General features: G+C 61.9%; 17 protein-coding genes. 7 read left to right on the top strand and 10 right to left on the bottom strand.

What is annotated here, in order from left to right:
* Nucleotides 1-98: 98 nt before the first annotated feature.
* The 9 genes from EN862_RS19615 to EN862_RS19575 all read right to left on the bottom strand — a co-directional run bounded on the left by EN862_RS19615 (nt 99) and on the right by EN862_RS19575 (nt 9,675).
* Nucleotides 99-1,082, bottom strand: a complete 984-nt coding sequence (locus EN862_RS19615) for a beta-ketoacyl-ACP synthase III (protein ID WP_126063924.1) — start codon at nt 1,080-1,082, stop codon at nt 99-101.
* A complete protein-coding gene (locus EN862_RS19610; protein ID WP_126080683.1) occupies nt 1,079-2,344 on the bottom strand; it encodes an adenosylmethionine--8-amino-7-oxononanoate transaminase in 1,266 nt (421 codons plus the stop codon). Before EN862_RS19610 ends, EN862_RS19615 begins: the two co-directional genes overlap by 4 nt.
* Entirely contained in the window at nt 2,344-2,979 is a 636-nt protein-coding gene (gene bioD, locus EN862_RS19605; protein ID WP_063169254.1) for a dethiobiotin synthase, read from the bottom strand. The genes EN862_RS19610 and bioD overlap by 1 nt, the downstream gene beginning before the upstream one ends.
* Nucleotides 2,976-4,115 carry an 8-amino-7-oxononanoate synthase gene (locus EN862_RS19600; protein ID WP_024505572.1) on the bottom strand — a complete coding sequence of 380 codons (1,140 nt, stop codon included), beginning with the start codon at nt 4,113-4,115 and terminating at the stop codon, nt 2,976-2,978. Before EN862_RS19600 ends, bioD begins: the two co-directional genes overlap by 4 nt.
* The gene (gene bioB, locus EN862_RS19595) at nt 4,112-5,080 is read right to left on the bottom strand and encodes a biotin synthase BioB (protein ID WP_245454882.1); all 969 of its coding nucleotides are present in this window, start codon (nt 5,078-5,080) and stop codon (nt 4,112-4,114) included. The genes EN862_RS19600 and bioB overlap by 4 nt, the downstream gene beginning before the upstream one ends.
* Nucleotides 5,081-5,254: 174 nt before the next feature.
* A complete protein-coding gene (nadC, locus tag EN862_RS19590) occupies nt 5,255-6,136 on the bottom strand; it encodes a carboxylating nicotinate-nucleotide diphosphorylase (protein ID WP_024505570.1) in 882 nt (293 codons plus the stop codon).
* Nucleotide 6,137: 1 nt separating this feature from the next.
* Nucleotides 6,138-7,679, bottom strand: a complete 1,542-nt coding sequence (locus EN862_RS19585; RefSeq protein ID WP_024505569.1) for an L-aspartate oxidase — start codon at nt 7,677-7,679, stop codon at nt 6,138-6,140.
* Nucleotides 7,676-8,650 carry a quinolinate synthase NadA gene (gene nadA, locus EN862_RS19580; protein ID WP_126063925.1) on the bottom strand — a complete coding sequence of 325 codons (975 nt, stop codon included), beginning with the start codon at nt 8,648-8,650 and terminating at the stop codon, nt 7,676-7,678. The genes EN862_RS19585 and nadA overlap by 4 nt, the downstream gene beginning before the upstream one ends.
* 62 nt (nt 8,651-8,712) lie before the next feature.
* The gene (locus tag EN862_RS19575) at nt 8,713-9,675 is read right to left on the bottom strand and encodes a hypothetical protein (RefSeq protein WP_126063926.1); all 963 of its coding nucleotides are present in this window, start codon (nt 9,673-9,675) and stop codon (nt 8,713-8,715) included.
* A 171-nt stretch (nt 9,676-9,846) separates the two neighbouring features.
* Here EN862_RS19575 and panB point away from each other — a divergent pair, with 171 nt between their 5' ends.
* The 4 genes from panB (at nt 9,847) to EN862_RS19555 (ending at nt 13,131) form a co-directional block, all read left to right on the top strand.
* Nucleotides 9,847-10,683 (top strand): 3-methyl-2-oxobutanoate hydroxymethyltransferase, encoded by an 837-nt coding sequence (gene panB / locus EN862_RS19570; protein ID WP_126063927.1) that lies wholly within the window; start codon nt 9,847-9,849, stop codon nt 10,681-10,683.
* Nucleotides 10,680-11,588 (top strand): pantoate--beta-alanine ligase, encoded by a 909-nt coding sequence (gene panC, locus EN862_RS19565; protein WP_024505565.1) that lies wholly within the window; start codon nt 10,680-10,682, stop codon nt 11,586-11,588. The genes panB and panC overlap by 4 nt, the downstream gene beginning before the upstream one ends.
* Nucleotides 11,589-11,686: 98 nt before the next feature.
* Nucleotides 11,687-12,406 carry a LuxR family transcriptional regulator gene (locus EN862_RS19560; protein WP_126057768.1) on the top strand — a complete coding sequence of 240 codons (720 nt, stop codon included), beginning with the start codon at nt 11,687-11,689 and terminating at the stop codon, nt 12,404-12,406.
* Nucleotides 12,407-12,498: 92 nt separating this feature from the next.
* Nucleotides 12,499-13,131, top strand: coding sequence for an acyl-homoserine-lactone synthase (locus EN862_RS19555; RefSeq protein WP_126057769.1), 633 nt, complete (start codon nt 12,499-12,501; stop codon nt 13,129-13,131).
* Nucleotides 13,132-13,497: 366 nt separating this feature from the next.
* Here EN862_RS19555 and EN862_RS36880 read toward each other — a convergent pair whose 3' ends face one another.
* Entirely contained in the window at nt 13,498-13,746 is a 249-nt protein-coding gene (locus tag EN862_RS36880; protein ID WP_063169245.1) for a DUF6074 family protein, read from the bottom strand.
* A 599-nt stretch (nt 13,747-14,345) separates the two neighbouring features.
* On the opposite strand from EN862_RS36880, the gene EN862_RS19545 reads away from it, so the two are divergent.
* The 3 genes from EN862_RS19545 to EN862_RS19540 all read left to right on the top strand — a co-directional run bounded on the left by EN862_RS19545 (nt 14,346) and on the right by EN862_RS19540 (nt 15,363).
* Nucleotides 14,346-14,816: a hypothetical protein gene (locus EN862_RS19545; protein WP_245454734.1), complete on the top strand. Its 471-nt coding sequence runs from the start codon at nt 14,346-14,348 to the stop codon at nt 14,814-14,816.
* Nucleotides 14,809-14,943, top strand: a complete 135-nt coding sequence (locus EN862_RS37410) for a hypothetical protein (protein ID WP_256754986.1) — start codon at nt 14,809-14,811, stop codon at nt 14,941-14,943. Before EN862_RS19545 ends, EN862_RS37410 begins: the two co-directional genes overlap by 8 nt.
* A gap of 174 nt (nt 14,944-15,117) precedes the next feature.
* Nucleotides 15,118-15,363 (top strand): hypothetical protein, encoded by a 246-nt coding sequence (locus tag EN862_RS19540; RefSeq protein WP_063169243.1) that lies wholly within the window; start codon nt 15,118-15,120, stop codon nt 15,361-15,363.
* Nucleotides 15,364-15,435 lie beyond the last annotated feature (72 nt).

Here is a 15,435-nt window from a genome sequence, read left to right as displayed (position 1 = left end):
CGGAACCCAGCTCTATGGAGCTTGCCGGCGACTATTTACGTATTGAGCCATTCTCATAGTCTCATTCATGAGCAGTCCTGTGCGCAAGCATTGCTTTGCTAAATTCCCACCACAAGCGCGCCGCCGCTGAGACCCGCACCCGCTGCCGCCAAGAGGACTTTCTCGCCAGGCCGAAACGGCTGCGCCCGATGGGCCAGCGACAATGAGAGCGGGATCGTCGCGGCGGAAGAGTTGCCATATTCGGCGATCGTCTTGACGATCGAGTGATCAGCGATGCCGAGGTTCCTGCCGACCGCGTCGAAAATGCGCGCATTGGCCTGATGCGGCACGAAACGATCGAGGTCTTGCGGCCTCAGTCGGGCAGCAGTGAGCGCATCTCTCGAGCAGGCGGTCATCATCTCCACGGCCTTGCTGAATACTTCACGGCCGTCAGTGATCGTCATCCGTGTCTGCGCGAGGTCGAGGTCGGCATGGAACGGAGTGTTGCTTCCCCCGGCGGGAATCTGGATTAGCCCGTAGCGCGAGCCGTCGGAATCCACCGAAGCGCCGAGAATGCCTCGATCCGGGTCATCGCAAGGACTGATCACCATGGCGCCGGCGGCATCGGCAAACAGCACGGCGCTGGCGCGCTCGGCCAAATTGATGCGGTGGCTGAGGATGTTGGCGGCGATGACAAGGCTCGCTTTGCCGTGCAGGCGGGTGAACCCGTCGGCGAACATCAGCGCATAGATGAAGCCGGCGCAGGCGCCGGTCAGGTCGATCGCTCCGGCGCGGCCTAGCCCCAGCCGATGTGCGACCAGCGGCGCGCTTGGCGGCAGAAGGTGATCGGGCGTCGACGTGGCGAGCAAGAGTAGACCGACGTCGCCGCGGTCGATACCGGCATTGGTCAGCGCCATGTCGCCGGCAGAGGCGGCAAGGCCCGACAGCGTGTCTTCGTCTGTTGCCCAGAAGCGCGAGCGAATTCCGGTGCGCCGCTCGATCCAGCCGGGCTCAAGCCCGAGCCGGTCTTCGATTTCCGGGTTCTCGACCTTGCGCGCCGGCGCATGATGGCCGAAGCCGAGAACGCGCGACGATAGGTTCATGGCCGCGAGCCGAAGCGTTCGCCGGCCTCCTCTATCGCGTCATAGAGCCCGCCCAATTCGTCGCTGGTGATGCAATAGGGCGGTAGAAGATAGAGGACATTGCCGAGCGGGCGCACAAGTAGCCCCCGCTCAAGGAAAAAAGCGCGCAGTTTTGGCCCGATCTCGGCCAGATAACCGGCTGAGCCGGTGCGTAGGTCGAGTGCCGCGATGGTGCCGGTTGTCCGGCAGTCGGTGAAATATGGATTGACCCGGAAGCGTTGCAGCCCGGCGGCCTGCCTCGCGCTCAAGACCGCGATCCGCTCGGCCACCGGCTCGTCACGCCAGATCTCGACATTGGCAAGTGCTGCCGCGCAGGCGATCGGATTGGCGGTGTAGGAGCTCGAATGGAAAAACGTCTTCTTGCGATCCTCCGAAAAGTGAGCGTGGAAGATGGCATCGGTGGCGATCGTGGCGGCCAGCGGGATGGTACCACCGGTCAGACCTTTCGAGGTGCACAAGATGTCGGGCGAGACGGACGCCTGTTCGCAGGCAAACATGGTTCCGGTGCGCCCCCAGCCGGTCATCACTTCATCGGCGATCAGCAGCGTGCCGGAGGCTTCGGCGATCCTCTTCAATTCGGCAAGAACCCAGGCCGGATACATCAGCATGCCGCCGGCGCCAAGCACCAGCGGCTCGACGATCAGCGCGGCTGCGCGCCGGTCGCGGCTAACGGCCTCGAACCGATCCAGCGTTTCCTGCTCGCGCCCGGCGGCCGGGAAGGGGATGGCGTCGACCTCGAACAGCAAAGGATCATAGGCGGCGTTGAAGACGCCGCGGGCGCCGACGCTCATCGCCCCGATCGTGTCGCCATGATAGCTGTGCTCCATGACGGCGATGCGCGAACGCGGCGCGCCGATGTTGCGGAAATAGCCGAGCGCCATCTTCAGCGCGACTTCGACTGAGGTGGAGCCACTGTCGGAATAGAACACCCGGTCGAGGCCGGCGGGTGCGATGCCGATAAGCGCCTCGGCCAGCCGTTCGGCCGGCTCGTGGGTGAAGCCCGCGAAGATGATCTGGTCGAGGCTCGACGCGGTCGTCTCGATGGCCTTCATGATGCGGGGGTGGCGATGGCCATGGGTGACGACCCACCAGGAAGAAATCGCATCGAGGATGCGGAAGCCGTCGGCCTTGTGGAGATAGGCGCCTTCAGTCAGCACGATTTCAGGGACCGAGGGCTCTAGCGCGTGCTGCGTGAACGGATGCCAGACTCGAGACTCCGCCATCAGTCGCCTCCGGCAATCATGGCCAGGTCGAAGCCGGAAATCATTGCATCTCTCAACGTTTCACCCGTCAGCGGACCGAGGTGCGGCAGCCTGCCCAGCTGCGGCACGCCGCCGAATTCCACGATTGTCCTTTGTGTATCGGCCACCTCTTCGCCAATGAAGGCAATGCCGATGAGCGGGATGGAGCGGGCTCTCAGGGCCTCGATCGACAACAGCGTATGATTGATGGTGCCAAGCGCGGTGCGGGCGCACAGTATGACCGGCAGCCGCCATTGTTCGAATATGTCAATGAACCTTGTCTGTCGATTGAGCGGCACCATCAGCCCGCCGGCGCCTTCGATGACGAGCGGTGTCGGCAGGACCGGAAATGAAAGATCGTCGGCCTCGATCGCGACGCCGTCGATTTCGGCTGATCGATGCGGCGACAGCGGCATCGTCAGTCGATAGACTTCGGGCAGCACGCGTCCGTCGGGCAAGCCGGAAAGCCGGGCGACGACCTCGCTGTCGGTCTCCTCGTTGAGGCCCGATTGCACCGGCTTCCAGTAGAAGCCGTCGAGCAGCCCGGCAAGTCCGGCCGAAAACACTGTCTTGCCAATTCCAGTGTCTGTTCCGGTGACGACGATGCGTTTGGTCATGCTGTGGCCAACACTCCGACGAGAGCCTCGACCATGGCGGAAATGTCGGCTTCGTCGACGTTGAGAGTCAGCGAAATGCGCAGGCGCGACGTACCCTCAGGCACTGTCGGCGGGCGAATGCCGCGTATGTCGAAGCCGCGTGCCTGCAGTCCTGCCGCCACCGCCATGGTGCGGCTGTTATCGCCGATCACAAGCGGCTGGATCTGCGAACCGCTGGGCATCACGCCGCAGCGTTCGGCCAATTGCCGGCTCGCGAAAGCGACACGCTCGTGCAACTGAGCACGACGCATAGGCTCGTCAGACAGAATAGTCAGCGCCTCACGTGCCGCGACTGCCATCAGCGGCGATGGTGCGGTCGCATAGATGAATGGCCGGCACCGGTTGATAAGATAGTCGCACAGTGTTCGCGGTCCGGTAACGAGCGCGCCGGATGCGCCAAGCGCCTTGCCGCATGTGTGGAGCGTGACGATGTTGTCGCGGCCTTCATACGCGGCGGCCAGTCCCCGGCCGTCCGGTCCCCAGACGCCGGTGGCATGCGCTTCATCGACGACGATGAATGCCTGGTACCGATCAGCCAGCGCGACCAGGCTCTCCATCGGCGCACGGTCGCCATCCATGCTGTAAAGGCTTTCGAAGGCGATCCACACCCGCCCCATGCCGCCTTCGGCGCGCCAGCGGGTGATTGCGTCCTCGACAGCGTCGACGTCGTTGTGCGCGGCCAGCTTGAACTCAGCGCGCCCGGCCTGGGCACCCTCATGCATGCTGGCATGAGCGAGCTCGTCGAGGACCAGCAGGTCGCCTTTCTGCGGCAGGGCCGTCAGCAGAGCGAAGTTGGCGATATAGCCGCTGCCGAAGAACAGTGCACGCTCGGCTCCGAAAAATGCCGCTGCGTCCGCCTCCAGTTGCTCATGTTCCGGTGCATTGCCGCGCAACAGCCGCGATCCGGTGGCGCCCACTGGCGTGCCCCGCGCAATCGCCGTCGAAACCGCATCGCCCAGTCTTTTGGAGGCGGCAAGTCCGATATAGTCGTTCGACGAGAAGTCGAGCCCGGCGCGCGGTGCGAGCGTCCGCAACCGGTCCTTGCGCCCCAGTCCCCGCAAGGTTGCGTCATAGCGGGCAAGAATTGCCTCCTTCATTGCGTGGCGAGTTCCATAGGCTCAATGCCGAGGCGCCGGAACAGAAGGGTATCCTTGTCCTCGCCGGGATTTCCCGCCGTCAGCAGCGTGTCGCCGACAAAGATCGAATTGGCCCCGGCAAAGAAGCACAGCGCCTGCGTTTCGTCGCTCATCGCCGTCCTGCCGGCGGACAGCCTTACATAGGATTTCGGCATCATCACCCGCGCGAGCGCAACGATGCGGACGAAATCGATCGGATCGATGGCGTCGGCCGCGGCAAGCGGCGTGCCTTCGATGGGAATAAGCATGTTGATCGGCACGCTTTCCGGCGGCTCGGGCAGGTTCGCGAGCGTGACCAGCATGTCGATGCGATCGGTCTTTTCTTCTCCCATCCCGACAATGCCGCCGCAGCAGACTTTCATCCCAACCGCGCGCACGTGCCCAAGCGTTTCCAGCCGGTCGGCAAAAGTCCTGGTTGAAATAACCTCGCCATAGTAGCGCTCAGAGGTATCGATGTTGTGGTTATAGTAGTCGAGACCGGCCTGCTTCAGGCGAGCAGCTTGCTCAAGATCGAGCATGCCGAGCGTCATGCAGGTCTCCATGCCGAGGGCCTTGACGCCCTCAATCATGGCGACCACAACCTCCATGTCGCGCTCCTTGGGACTTCGCCACGCCGCGCCCATGCAATAGCGCGTTGCGCCGCCATCACGCGCCATGGCCGCTTCGTCGATGACATGCTTGACGTCCACCAGCTTCGACGCCTTCACACCGGTTTCGTAATGCGCAGACTGGCTGCAATAGCCGCAATCTTCGGGGCACCCGCCGGTCTTGATGCTAAGGAGCCGCGACAGCTGCACTCGGTTTCGATCGAAGTTCTGGCGGTGGATCGTCTGAGCTAGGAACAGCAGATCGTTGAATGGCATGCCGTAGATGGCCTCGGCCTCTTTGCGGTTCCATCGCGGAGGCGTTCCATCGACCGATTGCATGGTCTGGTTCACGTCGAACTCCGAGTTCATTCCAATCGTCATCGTCAAACCTTTGTTTGCTAGTCCGGTACGCCTTCTTGGCTTTGGGGCGCACTCGCTAAAGGCGAGCTGCGGCACGTCTTTCCAGCACCTCCTACGCCTGCCGAGCTGATGTTGCTCCTCACGCCGTAATCCTCAGTTCAAGTGCTTGCAGATGTTCTGGTGGTCCGGCATGTCCAGGCCGATGTCGAGGATCGGGGCGCTGTGCGTCAGCCAACCCATGGAGATGAGATCGACACCGGTCGCCGCAATCGCCGCCGCCGTTTTCGGCATCACCCGACCGGACGCCTCGGTGATCGTACGGCCATCCACTATAGAAACCGCGCGGGCAAGATCCTCGACCGACATATTGTCGAGCAGCACCGCGTCAACACCAATCGCGAGCGCTGCATCGAGCTGCTTCAGCGTGTCGACCTCGACCTCGACCTTCACCATATGCCCTGCTGCGGCGCGCGCCCGCTCTATTGCTGTGCGGATATCGCCGGCGATCGCGATGTGGTTGTCCTTTATGAGCACGCCGTCATCGAGGCCGAACCGGTGATTGGCACCGCCGCCGACGCGCACGGCGTATTTCTCCAATGCCCGCAGCCCGGGCGTCGTCTTTCGCGTCGATACAATCCTCGCCTTGTGACCGCGCACGGCCTCAACCATGGCCGCTGTGGCAGTGGCAATGCCGCTCAGCCGGCATAAGAAATTGAGGGCCGTGCGTTCGGCCGTGAGCAGGCCTCGTGCGGGTCCGGACAATCTTGCAATGGTTTCCCCGGCCCCAACCTCGCTGCCATCAGGGCGCCAGATCTGGATGTTGATCGCCGGTTCCACGAGAAGGAAGGCATACGAGACCAGATCGAGCCCGGCAACGACGCCCGCCTGCCTCGCTTTGAGCACCAACGTGGCAGTGCAATCATACGGGATAACCGCATCGGTGGTCAGGTCGCCGGATCTGCCCAGGTCTTCGAGGAGCGCAACGCGCACAATCGGTTCGATCAGGGTCGCGGGGAGGGGGGAGAATGAAGTCATATCAAGTGCTCCGTATGGTAGCCCGGCAATCGAGTGCGGCCGCGGCCCGCATTGCGCTGTGCAGTGTCAGCCGTGATGGGCGCACGTTGGCATCGTGGAGCGGGAAATCGGACCGACAGTGCGCGCCTCGACTCTCTTCCCGCCTCAGGGCCGCCGCGGCGATCATCAGTGAGACCAAAGCCGGACCAGAGGCAGCGACACTATTGGCTGCGATCGGCAGCAGGGTCGCCACCGCTTCGCGCATTGCCTCGCCGTCGCGGATGATACCCAGGGCGGCGGAGACAATCGGGCGGACCACGGAAGCGTCTGGTCGTGGAGGGACGAATGTGGAGCATCTGCGCGGTCGCCGGGTATACGACGTGCCGGCAACGCTTTCGGCAACCCAGCTCGCGGTGACCGCCGCTTCGGTGAGCGAGTTGCTGGCCAGGCGGTTGGCGCCGTGCAGGCCGGTACAGGCCACCTCACCGCAGGCCCACAATCCCTCGATGGAGCTGCGGCCGGCGCTGTCTACGGCGACGCCGCCCATGTGATAATGTGCCGCCGGGCGCACCGGGATCAGGTCGGTCGCGGGGTCGATTCCTGCGCTCCGGCACAATTCGGCGATGCCTGGAAAACGCTTGCCAAATCTCGGGCCGAGACTTTGCCGTGCGTCCAGGAATACGCGGCGTCCAACGGCAAGCTGGTGCCAAATGGCGCGCGCTACGACGTCGCGAGGCGCAAGTTCACCGCCAGGTGTGTCGGCGAGGAAGCGCTCTCCTCGCTCATCGATGAGCACCGCGCCTTCGCCACGCACGGCTTCGCTCACCAGCGGCATCGGCCGGCGCGGACCGTCGAGCGCAGTTGGATGGAACTGTATGAATTCCAAGTCGGCGAGTTCCGCCCCCGCCCATGCGGCGAGCGCCAGCCCGTGACCCCATGAGCCAGCGGGGTTTGTCGTGTCGCAAAACAGCCCGCCGACGCCGCCGGTCGCCAGCACCGCGCGACGCGTGGGCAGAGCGAGCGCGCCGGCTCGTCCTGCTGCGACCACGGCGATGACCGACCCGTCCTGCACGACCAGCCGGCGGACCTCCACATTTTCGATAATGGTGATCGAGGCTGTACGCCGAACCGCGGCGACGAGCGCGCGCACCAACTCGCGACCGGTGGCGTCGCCGGCTGCATGCACAATTCGCCGTCGCGAGTGTGCCGCCTCGAGCCCAAGTCGCAACGCGCGGTCAGGGTGCTGGTCGAAGTCGACGCCGAACCTTTGGATCGTCCTAATCGCTTCGGGTGCAGCTCGTACCACTCGCCGCACCGTGGCCTCATCGCAGAGTCCGTCGCCGGCAGCTATCGTGTCGCAAAGGTGAAAATCTGGGCCGTCGTCGCCCCCGAGACTTGCCGCAAGACCGCCCTGGGCAAGTTCACTGCAGGCTCCGGTTCCAAGCGGCGCGTTGGTCAAAAGCACGACCGGTTCCGGCGCCAGATGAAGCGCCGTCATCAGGCCGGCAATGCCGCCGCCGATGACGACCGGCGCCCCGGCGATGTCGCGAACCTCCAGACTCATAGGGAAAGCATGCGCTCGACCGCGCGGCGGGCGGGGCCGGCAATTTCGGGATCAATCCGGACCTCATGCCGGTTCTGCTCGAGTGCGGCGCGAATGTTGGCCAGGTTGATGCGCTTCATGTGCGGGCACAGATTGCATGGGCGAACGAACTCGACGTCGGGATGCGCGACCGCGACGTTGTCGCTCATCGAACATTCGGTCAGAAGGACGACACGCGTCGGTTTCTCACGCTCGACATAATCCGACATCGCCGCGGTCGAGCCGGAGAACTCCGCCTCCGCGACAACGTCTGGTGGGCATTCTGGATGGGCCAGCACGATGACGCCTGGATGGGCATCGCGCAGTTCCCGGATGTCTGCTGCGGTGAAGCGCTCATGCACCTCGCAATGGCCTTTCCAGGCGATGATCTCGACGTCTGTATCGGCTGCCACGTTCCTCGCCAGATATTCGTCCGGGAGCATCAGCACACGCGCCACGCCAAGCGATTCCACCACCGCCTTGGCGTTGCCGGACGTGCAGCAGATGTCGGACTCCGCTTTTACGGCGGCGGAAGTGTTGACGTAAGTAACAACGGGGACCCCCGGATACCGCAGCCGCATTAGCCGCACGTCGTTTGCCGTGATCGATTCGGCCAGCGAGCAGCCGGCGCGGAGATCCGGGATGAGCACGGTCTTGTTCGGATTGAGCAGTTTTGCCGTCTCGGCCATGAAATGAACGCCGGCAACCACGATGATGTCGGCGTCGACCGTCACCGCCTTGTGGGCCAACGCCAGGCTGTCGCCGACGATGTCTGCCACGCAATGAAAAATTTCGGGCGTCTGGTAATTGTGCGCCAGCACCACCGCATTGCGCTCACGCTTCAGCGCTAAGATGGCTTCAATATCGCCGGCGAACGCGAGCCATTCAACGGGTGGGATCACCCGCCGGACACGCTCATACAGGGACGCAGCCATAGGTAACGCCCCAGTCATTGGCGCCTCGATTATATTCGGTTTGACAATAAGGGAATATATCTACCTTGACTATAAGTATGTCAAGCCCGCGCCAGCGGTAATTTTGTCCCGGCGATAGCCCTGTCGTCGAGGACGGCATGCCGGAAGCGATAAAGCTTCGCCGGTCGGCCGCCCGTGTCGAGGGAGGTCTCCCCGGTCTCCTCAACAAGTTCCTGCTGCTCGACCAATCTCCGGAAGTTCGGCTTGTTGATCAGCCTGCCAGCCAAAGCTTCCACGGTTCGCTGCAGTTGCAGCAGCGTGAAGGAAGGCCGCATAAGCTCGAACACGACCGGCCGGTATTTGATCTTCGAACGCAGCCGCGCGATCCCGGTTGCCAGAATACGACGGTGGTCAGCGACCATTGGTTTGCCAGCCGCGGCCGCAATCGCGTCCCTGCCGCCACCGGCCTCCTCAATCAGACCAGCTTCATAGAGCAACTCGTAGCGTTGGAGCGTGAGTTCCTCGTTCCAATGGCGGTCGTCGAAGCCGAAGGCTATCGCAGCGCGCTGCCGGCGCTCGCGTTGAGTGGTCGGCTCGCTGGCGCCGCCGGCCCACTCAATCAGGCGGGGCCGCAATCTATCGAGCAGCACAGGCGGCGTGCCGAAGCGGTGGTCCTCCCAGGGAAAATATTCGTACCAACTTTGCCAGCCGCACGCGGCCGAGTTCGTTGCCTGTTCCTTCCTGGTCAATGCGAGATAGCTGATTGAGATGACGCGCTGGTGGCGCTCAGTGCCGATGCGATCGCGATCGGCGAAGGTGTAGAGTTGCTCGATGTATCCAAGTGCATGGCCGGTCTGCTGCTCCACCCACCCCCTCAAACCCGACTGCAGTGATCGATGCTCAAGGGCAAAAGGTCCAGAAGGGAGGGTGTCCGCATGACCGACTGTGAGGACACAGGGCTCACTGTCGTTTACGGCGACCACGACGGCAGTCAGGTCCACTTTGGCTTCGTCAGCTTTGACGGCGGCTTTGCCTTTCTTGGTTCTTCTTGTCTGAGGATCCATGTTTGCGAAAGCGGGTTGGCCCAACGGAGCGCCTTAATCGATTGAATGTAACCTTGGAAGCCAGCACGTCAACACCAGAGTACTCAAGCGCTGTTTTTAGCTCTTCGCAGTCGCACAAAAATATGCCAAACGCGACACCCGCTGTTGGTAACGTAAGGGAAGGGGCCTCGGTTGAGCGCGGCTGGTGAGATAAAAGGGATGACTCCTCCAGATATTCGATCGCGAAAAGGCCAGACGCCACTTGTATGCTTGACGGCCTACACCACGCCGGTCGCGAGGCTGCTCGATCGCCACTGCGACATCGTTCTTGTCGGCGACAGCGTCGGCATGGTGCTGCACGGCCTGTCGTCGACGCTGGGGGTCACGCTCGACATGATGATCATGCACGGACAGGCCGTTCGCCGCGGCCTTGAACACGCGCTGATGGTCGTCGACCTGCCCTTCGGTTCCTACGAGGAAAGCCCAGAGCACGCTTTCGGCAACGCTGCGCGCGTGATGGGTGAGACCGGTTGTTCAGCGGTAAAGATCGAGGGCGGCGAGACCATCTCGGAAACCATCCGCTTCCTTACCGCGCGCGGCGTACCTGTCATGGCCCATGTGGGCCTGACGCCGCAGGCGGTAAACACGTTTGGAGGCTATCGTGTGCAGGGCCGGGGAGCCGATGCAGAGCGGATCAGGCGCGACGCCAGGGCGGTAACCGAAGCGGGCGCCTTCTCCTTGGTGCTGGAAAAGATACCGGAGCAGCTTGCACGGCAGATAACCGCCGATATCGACATACCCACAATCGGCATCGGTGCCTCGCCAGCTTGCGACGGCCAGATTCTGGTGAGCCACGATATGCTCGGGCTCTTCACCTCATTTCGGCCGAAGTTCGTCAAACGCTATGCCGAGCTCGGTGAGCAGGCTGAGGCGGCAATCGCCGCTTACGCCACCGATGTGCGGAACCGGCACTTTCCGGCGGTCGAACATCTCTATGTCAACGCCTTGAAGGCCGGTGACTTCACATGAGCGTGCCGATCGCTCGAACCGTGAGCGAGCTGCGCGGCGTCGTTGCGCAATGGCGTCGCTCGGGTGCCACGATCGGTATTGTGCCGACCATGGGAGCCTTGCACGACGGGCATCTGAGCCTCGTGCGGAAGGCGCTCGAAAGGGCCGAGCGGGTGATCGTGACGCTGTTCGTAAACCCCAAGCAGTTCAACAGCCCCGCCGACCTGATTGCCTACCCTCGGACGGAAAGCGACGATGCTGCCAAGCTCGCTCTGCTGGGCACGCATCTGCTCTATGTGCCGGACACAGAGGAAATGTACCAGGTGGGCTTCGCCACGGCCGTTTCAGTGTCCGGCATCAGCGAATGCCTTTGCGGCGCATTCCGGCCCGGCCATTTCAATGGCGTGGCGACGGTCGTGGCCAAGCTCTTCCTGCAGGCCGGCGCTGACTTCGCCTTTTTTGGCGAAAAGGATTTTCAGCAACTTCAGCTTGTCAGGCGCTTGGTCCGGGATCTCGACATTCCGATCACTATTGTGCCCTGTCCGACAGTCCGCGAAGCCGATGGTCTTGCGCTATCGTCGCGTAACGTGCGGCTCTCCCCAGCCCAACGCGCCATTGCCCCAAAACTAGCATCGGTCCTGCTCGATACGGCCGAGCGGCTTGCACGCGGCTCCCCCATCCTGCCTACGCTTGATGAAGCGCGTGCAGCAATTCTGGCTGCCGGCTATCGCGAGCTCGAATACCTGGAGCTGCGCGGAGAAACAGACCTGCAATCGTTAGCAAGCCTTGACCGACCGGCACGCTTGCTTGCTGCGGCTTGGCTTGGCGACACGCGGCTCATCGATAACGTCGCAATATCACCCATCGGTAGTTGGTCAGGTGGGCGGAGCTCTCTCCAATCGGAAGCAGCACAGCAATTGCGGTGATGACGGCGGCGCGTCGTATGCCCTGCAGGGACAGGCCATCATTTAGAACCACGTCTCCGTCGGCTTCCAGCAACCTCCGCGAGGTACGCTAAGCGCAGATGCATCGCGTATTTGAAACCTTGGTCGAGCAACTCTCTGCAAGCGTCGATGCCGTCGATCTCCATGAGGCAATGGCGTCCGCCGCAGCCGGGTTCGACTTTCCGCTCTTCGCTTATTTCACCTACCCATCCGCTTCCGGCGACAGGCCGCGATTGATCTCGAATTATCCATCATCATGGACATCACATTACCTGCAACAGCGCTACCACAGCGTGGATCCCGTGATCCTGCGGGGACTGCGGGGCTGGGATACCTTCGACTGGGGTGTGGACCGCGATCACCGTTATTTGCCGACCTCTCAGCAGGAAGTCCTGGAAAAAGCAGCTGAGTTCGGCATTCGCGGCGGACTGACCATGTCGATGCATGATCATCGCGGCCGGTTCGCCGCACTGACCTTCGCCTCCAACGAGGCGCATCCGCCATTTCTGAGGTCGCTGACGCGCTACGAAAAAGCAATGCAACTGGTTGCGATCAACGTTCATATCCATGCCCGGCGCAGGCTCGCCGAAGATTGCGTGGTAGATGGCATAACGCTCACCCGGCGGGAGTTCGAGTGCCTGAAATGGGCGGCGTGCGGCAAGTCGGCCTGGGATATCAGCCAGATTCTCGGTGTCTCGAAACGCACCGTGACCTTCCATCAGGAAAACGCCAAGGCGAAGCTTGGCGTGCGAACCATCAACCAGGCCGTAGTGCGGATGGCTGCTCGGGCGAGATCCTGATCCTCTCCAAGTCTAGCTGTAAAGGTCTACAGGCTGCATTCATGACGGCTTTGCCCTTCGATTGCGTGGACACATCCCGCACGGAGACGACAATGATGCAGCTGATAACACCCGACTGCTACGCCGAGTTTGCGAGCGAACTCAAGGAAATGCACGGACTTAGGTATCGGGTTTTCAAGAAGCGGCTCGATTGGGAAGTGCAGACCGAAGGCGAAATGGAAACGGACCCGTTTGACAGCCTGAACCCCGTCTACCTGCTTCTCAAGGGGTCCGATTGGCGAACTTGCGGCTGCGTCCGCCTTTTGCCGACCACCGGACCGACAATGTTGCGCGATACGTTTCCGACGCTGCTGGATGAGATGGTGGTCCCTGCGAGTGCCGATATCTGGGAGAGTAGTCGTTTCGCGCTCGATCTCCCTGCGACAGCGCCGAAGGCAGCTGGCGGCCTGGCCCAAGCAACCTACGAGCTCTTCGCGGGGATCATCGAATTCGGCTTGGCCAACAATCTCTCCGGGATCGTAACGGTGACAGATACGCGCATCGAAAGGATCCTTCGTCTCGCCACCTGGCCGTTGTCACGTATCGGACAGCCCAAGCAGGTCGGCAACACCGAGGCAGTCGCCGGCTTCCTCGATATTTCCTACGCCAGTCTCTTGCGCATCCGCTGGAGGGGACGCCTCAACGGGCCGGTGTTGTGGCAACCAGTTCTCATCCAATCGGCATAGCGCCTGCGGATGCTCAGCCGTGACTTGAGTTAAGTCTGCTCACGGCCGCCACCGCCGCCGTGAGGGTGAGCGGACCCGCCCCCACGAGCTTTCGACTGTTCCGGTCGATTGGCTCGCGCGGCCGGACTTTGGATTTCCGTAGGCGCAACCCGCAGTCCAGCGTGAGCACGCCAAAATGGCGCCCCTCCGCTTCGTCCAAAGAAGCCAACGTGGCTTCTGAGGTCGTCTTAGAATATTGGACCGGCCGCCGTGAGCGATCGCAACCTCAAACCTTTGCCGGTATGCCGGTTTGGCCGGACCGTCGGCCAGTCGGAGCAGTCCCCTGATAAGGACCCGAGCTGACGCGCGGTCCAACAGCGCCCGAGCCTATGCTTTGTGCATTACCGTTCGGTTGGCCATGTCGTCCAAGACCGCATGAAGAAGGCTTCCAACCTCCTGCGCAGCGAGCTCTGGCGCAATTCCTACATCGGACAATTGAATGAGCATTTTCTTGGCAGCACAGCGCCAGAACGCACTCGCCGCCTCGCCGTTCTTGGTCTCGAGGGCCTGGGCGATACTTTCGACCAATATACGTCGCCGATGCAGCGGAAATACGCAAATGTTTGATTCATGCATCAATCACCTCACAGATTCAGTTCCACAAAGAAAAACACCGGCGTCTTCAAAAGAGCCCCGCTAGCGCGGTGACGGTTCGCGGCGACATGACGAGTTCCACTTCCCCATCGACAAGCTATTGGGAGATGAGCCGCCGGACCGCATATCCGGGACCGCACATAAGGTGAACCACCATTGCTCATCCGGCTGCATTTTCCTGGGCCGTTCGACGAGGCGTTCCAGCCGAATTGACGTCCAATGACTTGATCTCTGAAAGGGCAGGGCGGTACGAATCACCCGATTGTTCCGCTGCTTACATTCCTGCGAGCTTGTGTATGAACGATTAAAGCGTGCCCGAGCCGTTCTTGGTGGCCGCCGCAGAAGGGAATCATGTCATCCGCTGCCTATCGTAGGCGGCGCGACTTCTAGCATGACTGCACTGCCCCGACAGGGCTTTGCAATCGCGCGTTTCGAAGCCTATGCTTTGGCATCGGCCGGCATTTACTTCGGTGCAGCCGACAGTAAGACGTACGCGCTCTTGCCCCGTTGGAAGAGAGCCTTGCCCGATCCCTCTTTCGCGACCAGGTGCTGAAGCCCTCACCCCGCAGGACTTCGCGCTTTTGCGACCATCGCTGCATCACGTCGAACCGGGCATCAAGGACCAGTTGGAGGTCGCGCATCAGCCGATCAAGAACGTATATTTTCCCGAGAGGGGCATCGCGTCGGTGGTCGCCACCATGACCGGCGGGCGGCAAGGTGAAGTCGGCATTGTCGGCTATGACGGGATGAAAGGAATTGCCGTCATTCTCGGAAAGGAAAGCACTACCTGGCGCCTGCCGGTTGAAAACCTTCGCCCTGCGATTAGCCCGTCGCTTCGCACCTCAGTGCTGGATTATGCCCACGCGTTCCTCGTCCAATCATGCCGGACGGCACTGGTCAATGGCCACTCCAAGATCGAAGAACGGCTGGCCCGCTGGCAGCTGATGGTCCACGACCGTGCGGAAGGAGATAAGATCCTCCCGACGCATGAATTTCTGGCGACCATGCTCGCGCCCACCGCCCGGGGTCACCACGGCCCTGCAAATGCTTGAGTATCGAGGACTGGTGCACGCCAAGCGCGGCGAGATCACGATCATCGACCGTGCCGGATTGATAAAGCTCACACATGGCGCTTATGACAAGGAGGAGCAGCGTTATTTCGGCCTGGCCGCTGCCTGAAGCATGTCGGTTGAAACGGGTTCAGCCGACGTCTCCTTGCCCCTCACCAGGTCGCCCAAAAGCATCAGCGGTTTTGAACGAATCGCAGCTATTGTCCGCAATCGGACATAGGCTTGAAGGCGGTCGAATTCGTGCCATAAGTCGGGTTGGTCAGGGTTCAGGGAGGAATTCGTCATGACCAATTCGTTTCACACCGTCACCGTCGAAAAAGCCGCAGAAGCCTATGTCCTTTCCAGGGGAAGGGTCCGCTTTCTCTCCATGGCGCAGGCGATCCGCGCCATCCGAACACTAATGCCGGCATGCAAGGCCACCGACCGCGAGTTGGAGGAACTGTTGGCGGCCGCTTCCTTCGTTCATGGCGTGCCCGTCGCCTTCGACACAAAAACAGCCGATGGTGTAGAACCACGGCTGCATTCCTAAGAGGGCATGCCGCGCCATGCAGACTGTCAGAGGGCATTCGTCAGATGGTAGTCCGCTAACTTAACTGCAGAG

Source organism: Mesorhizobium sp. M2E.F.Ca.ET.219.01.1.1 (assembly GCF_004016445.2).
GTDB lineage: Bacteria > Pseudomonadota > Alphaproteobacteria > Rhizobiales > Rhizobiaceae > Mesorhizobium.
The sequence above is the reverse complement of the archived record's forward strand: the minus strand, read 5'-3'. Positions and strand labels throughout refer to the sequence as shown.

Excerpts from the sequence above, each read along its gene's own strand:
- panC (WP_024505565.1), top strand. The coding sequence starts at position 10,680 with ATGAGCGTGCCGATCGCTCGAACCGTGAGCGAGCTGCGCGGCGTCGTT.
- EN862_RS19585 (WP_024505569.1), bottom strand. The coding sequence starts at position 7,679 with ATGAGTCTGGAGGTTCGCGACATCGCCGGGGCGCCGGTCGTCATCGGC.
- EN862_RS19575 (WP_126063926.1), bottom strand. The coding sequence starts at position 9,675 with ATGGATCCTCAGACAAGAAGAACCAAGAAAGGCAAAGCCGCCGTCAAA.
- nadC (WP_024505570.1), bottom strand. The coding sequence starts at position 6,136 with ATGACTTCATTCTCCCCCCTCCCCGCGACCCTGATCGAACCGATTGTG.
- EN862_RS37410 (WP_256754986.1), top strand. The coding sequence starts at position 14,809 with ATGCTTGAGTATCGAGGACTGGTGCACGCCAAGCGCGGCGAGATCACG.
- EN862_RS19540 (WP_063169243.1), top strand. The coding sequence starts at position 15,118 with ATGACCAATTCGTTTCACACCGTCACCGTCGAAAAAGCCGCAGAAGCC.
- nadA (WP_126063925.1), bottom strand. The coding sequence starts at position 8,650 with ATGACTGGGGCGTTACCTATGGCTGCGTCCCTGTATGAGCGTGTCCGG.
- bioB (WP_245454882.1), bottom strand. The coding sequence starts at position 5,080 with ATGCAATCGGTCGATGGAACGCCTCCGCGATGGAACCGCAAAGAGGCC.
- bioD (WP_063169254.1), bottom strand. The coding sequence starts at position 2,979 with ATGACCAAACGCATCGTCGTCACCGGAACAGACACTGGAATTGGCAAG.
- EN862_RS19555 (WP_126057769.1), top strand. The coding sequence starts at position 12,499 with ATGATGCAGCTGATAACACCCGACTGCTACGCCGAGTTTGCGAGCGAA.
- EN862_RS19615 (WP_126063924.1), bottom strand. The coding sequence starts at position 1,082 with ATGAACCTATCGTCGCGCGTTCTCGGCTTCGGCCATCATGCGCCGGCG.
- EN862_RS19610 (WP_126080683.1), bottom strand. The coding sequence starts at position 2,344 with ATGGCGGAGTCTCGAGTCTGGCATCCGTTCACGCAGCACGCGCTAGAG.
- EN862_RS19560 (WP_126057768.1), top strand. The coding sequence starts at position 11,687 with ATGCATCGCGTATTTGAAACCTTGGTCGAGCAACTCTCTGCAAGCGTC.
- EN862_RS19600 (WP_024505572.1), bottom strand. The coding sequence starts at position 4,115 with ATGAAGGAGGCAATTCTTGCCCGCTATGACGCAACCTTGCGGGGACTG.
- EN862_RS36880 (WP_063169245.1), bottom strand. The coding sequence starts at position 13,746 with ATGCATGAATCAAACATTTGCGTATTTCCGCTGCATCGGCGACGTATA.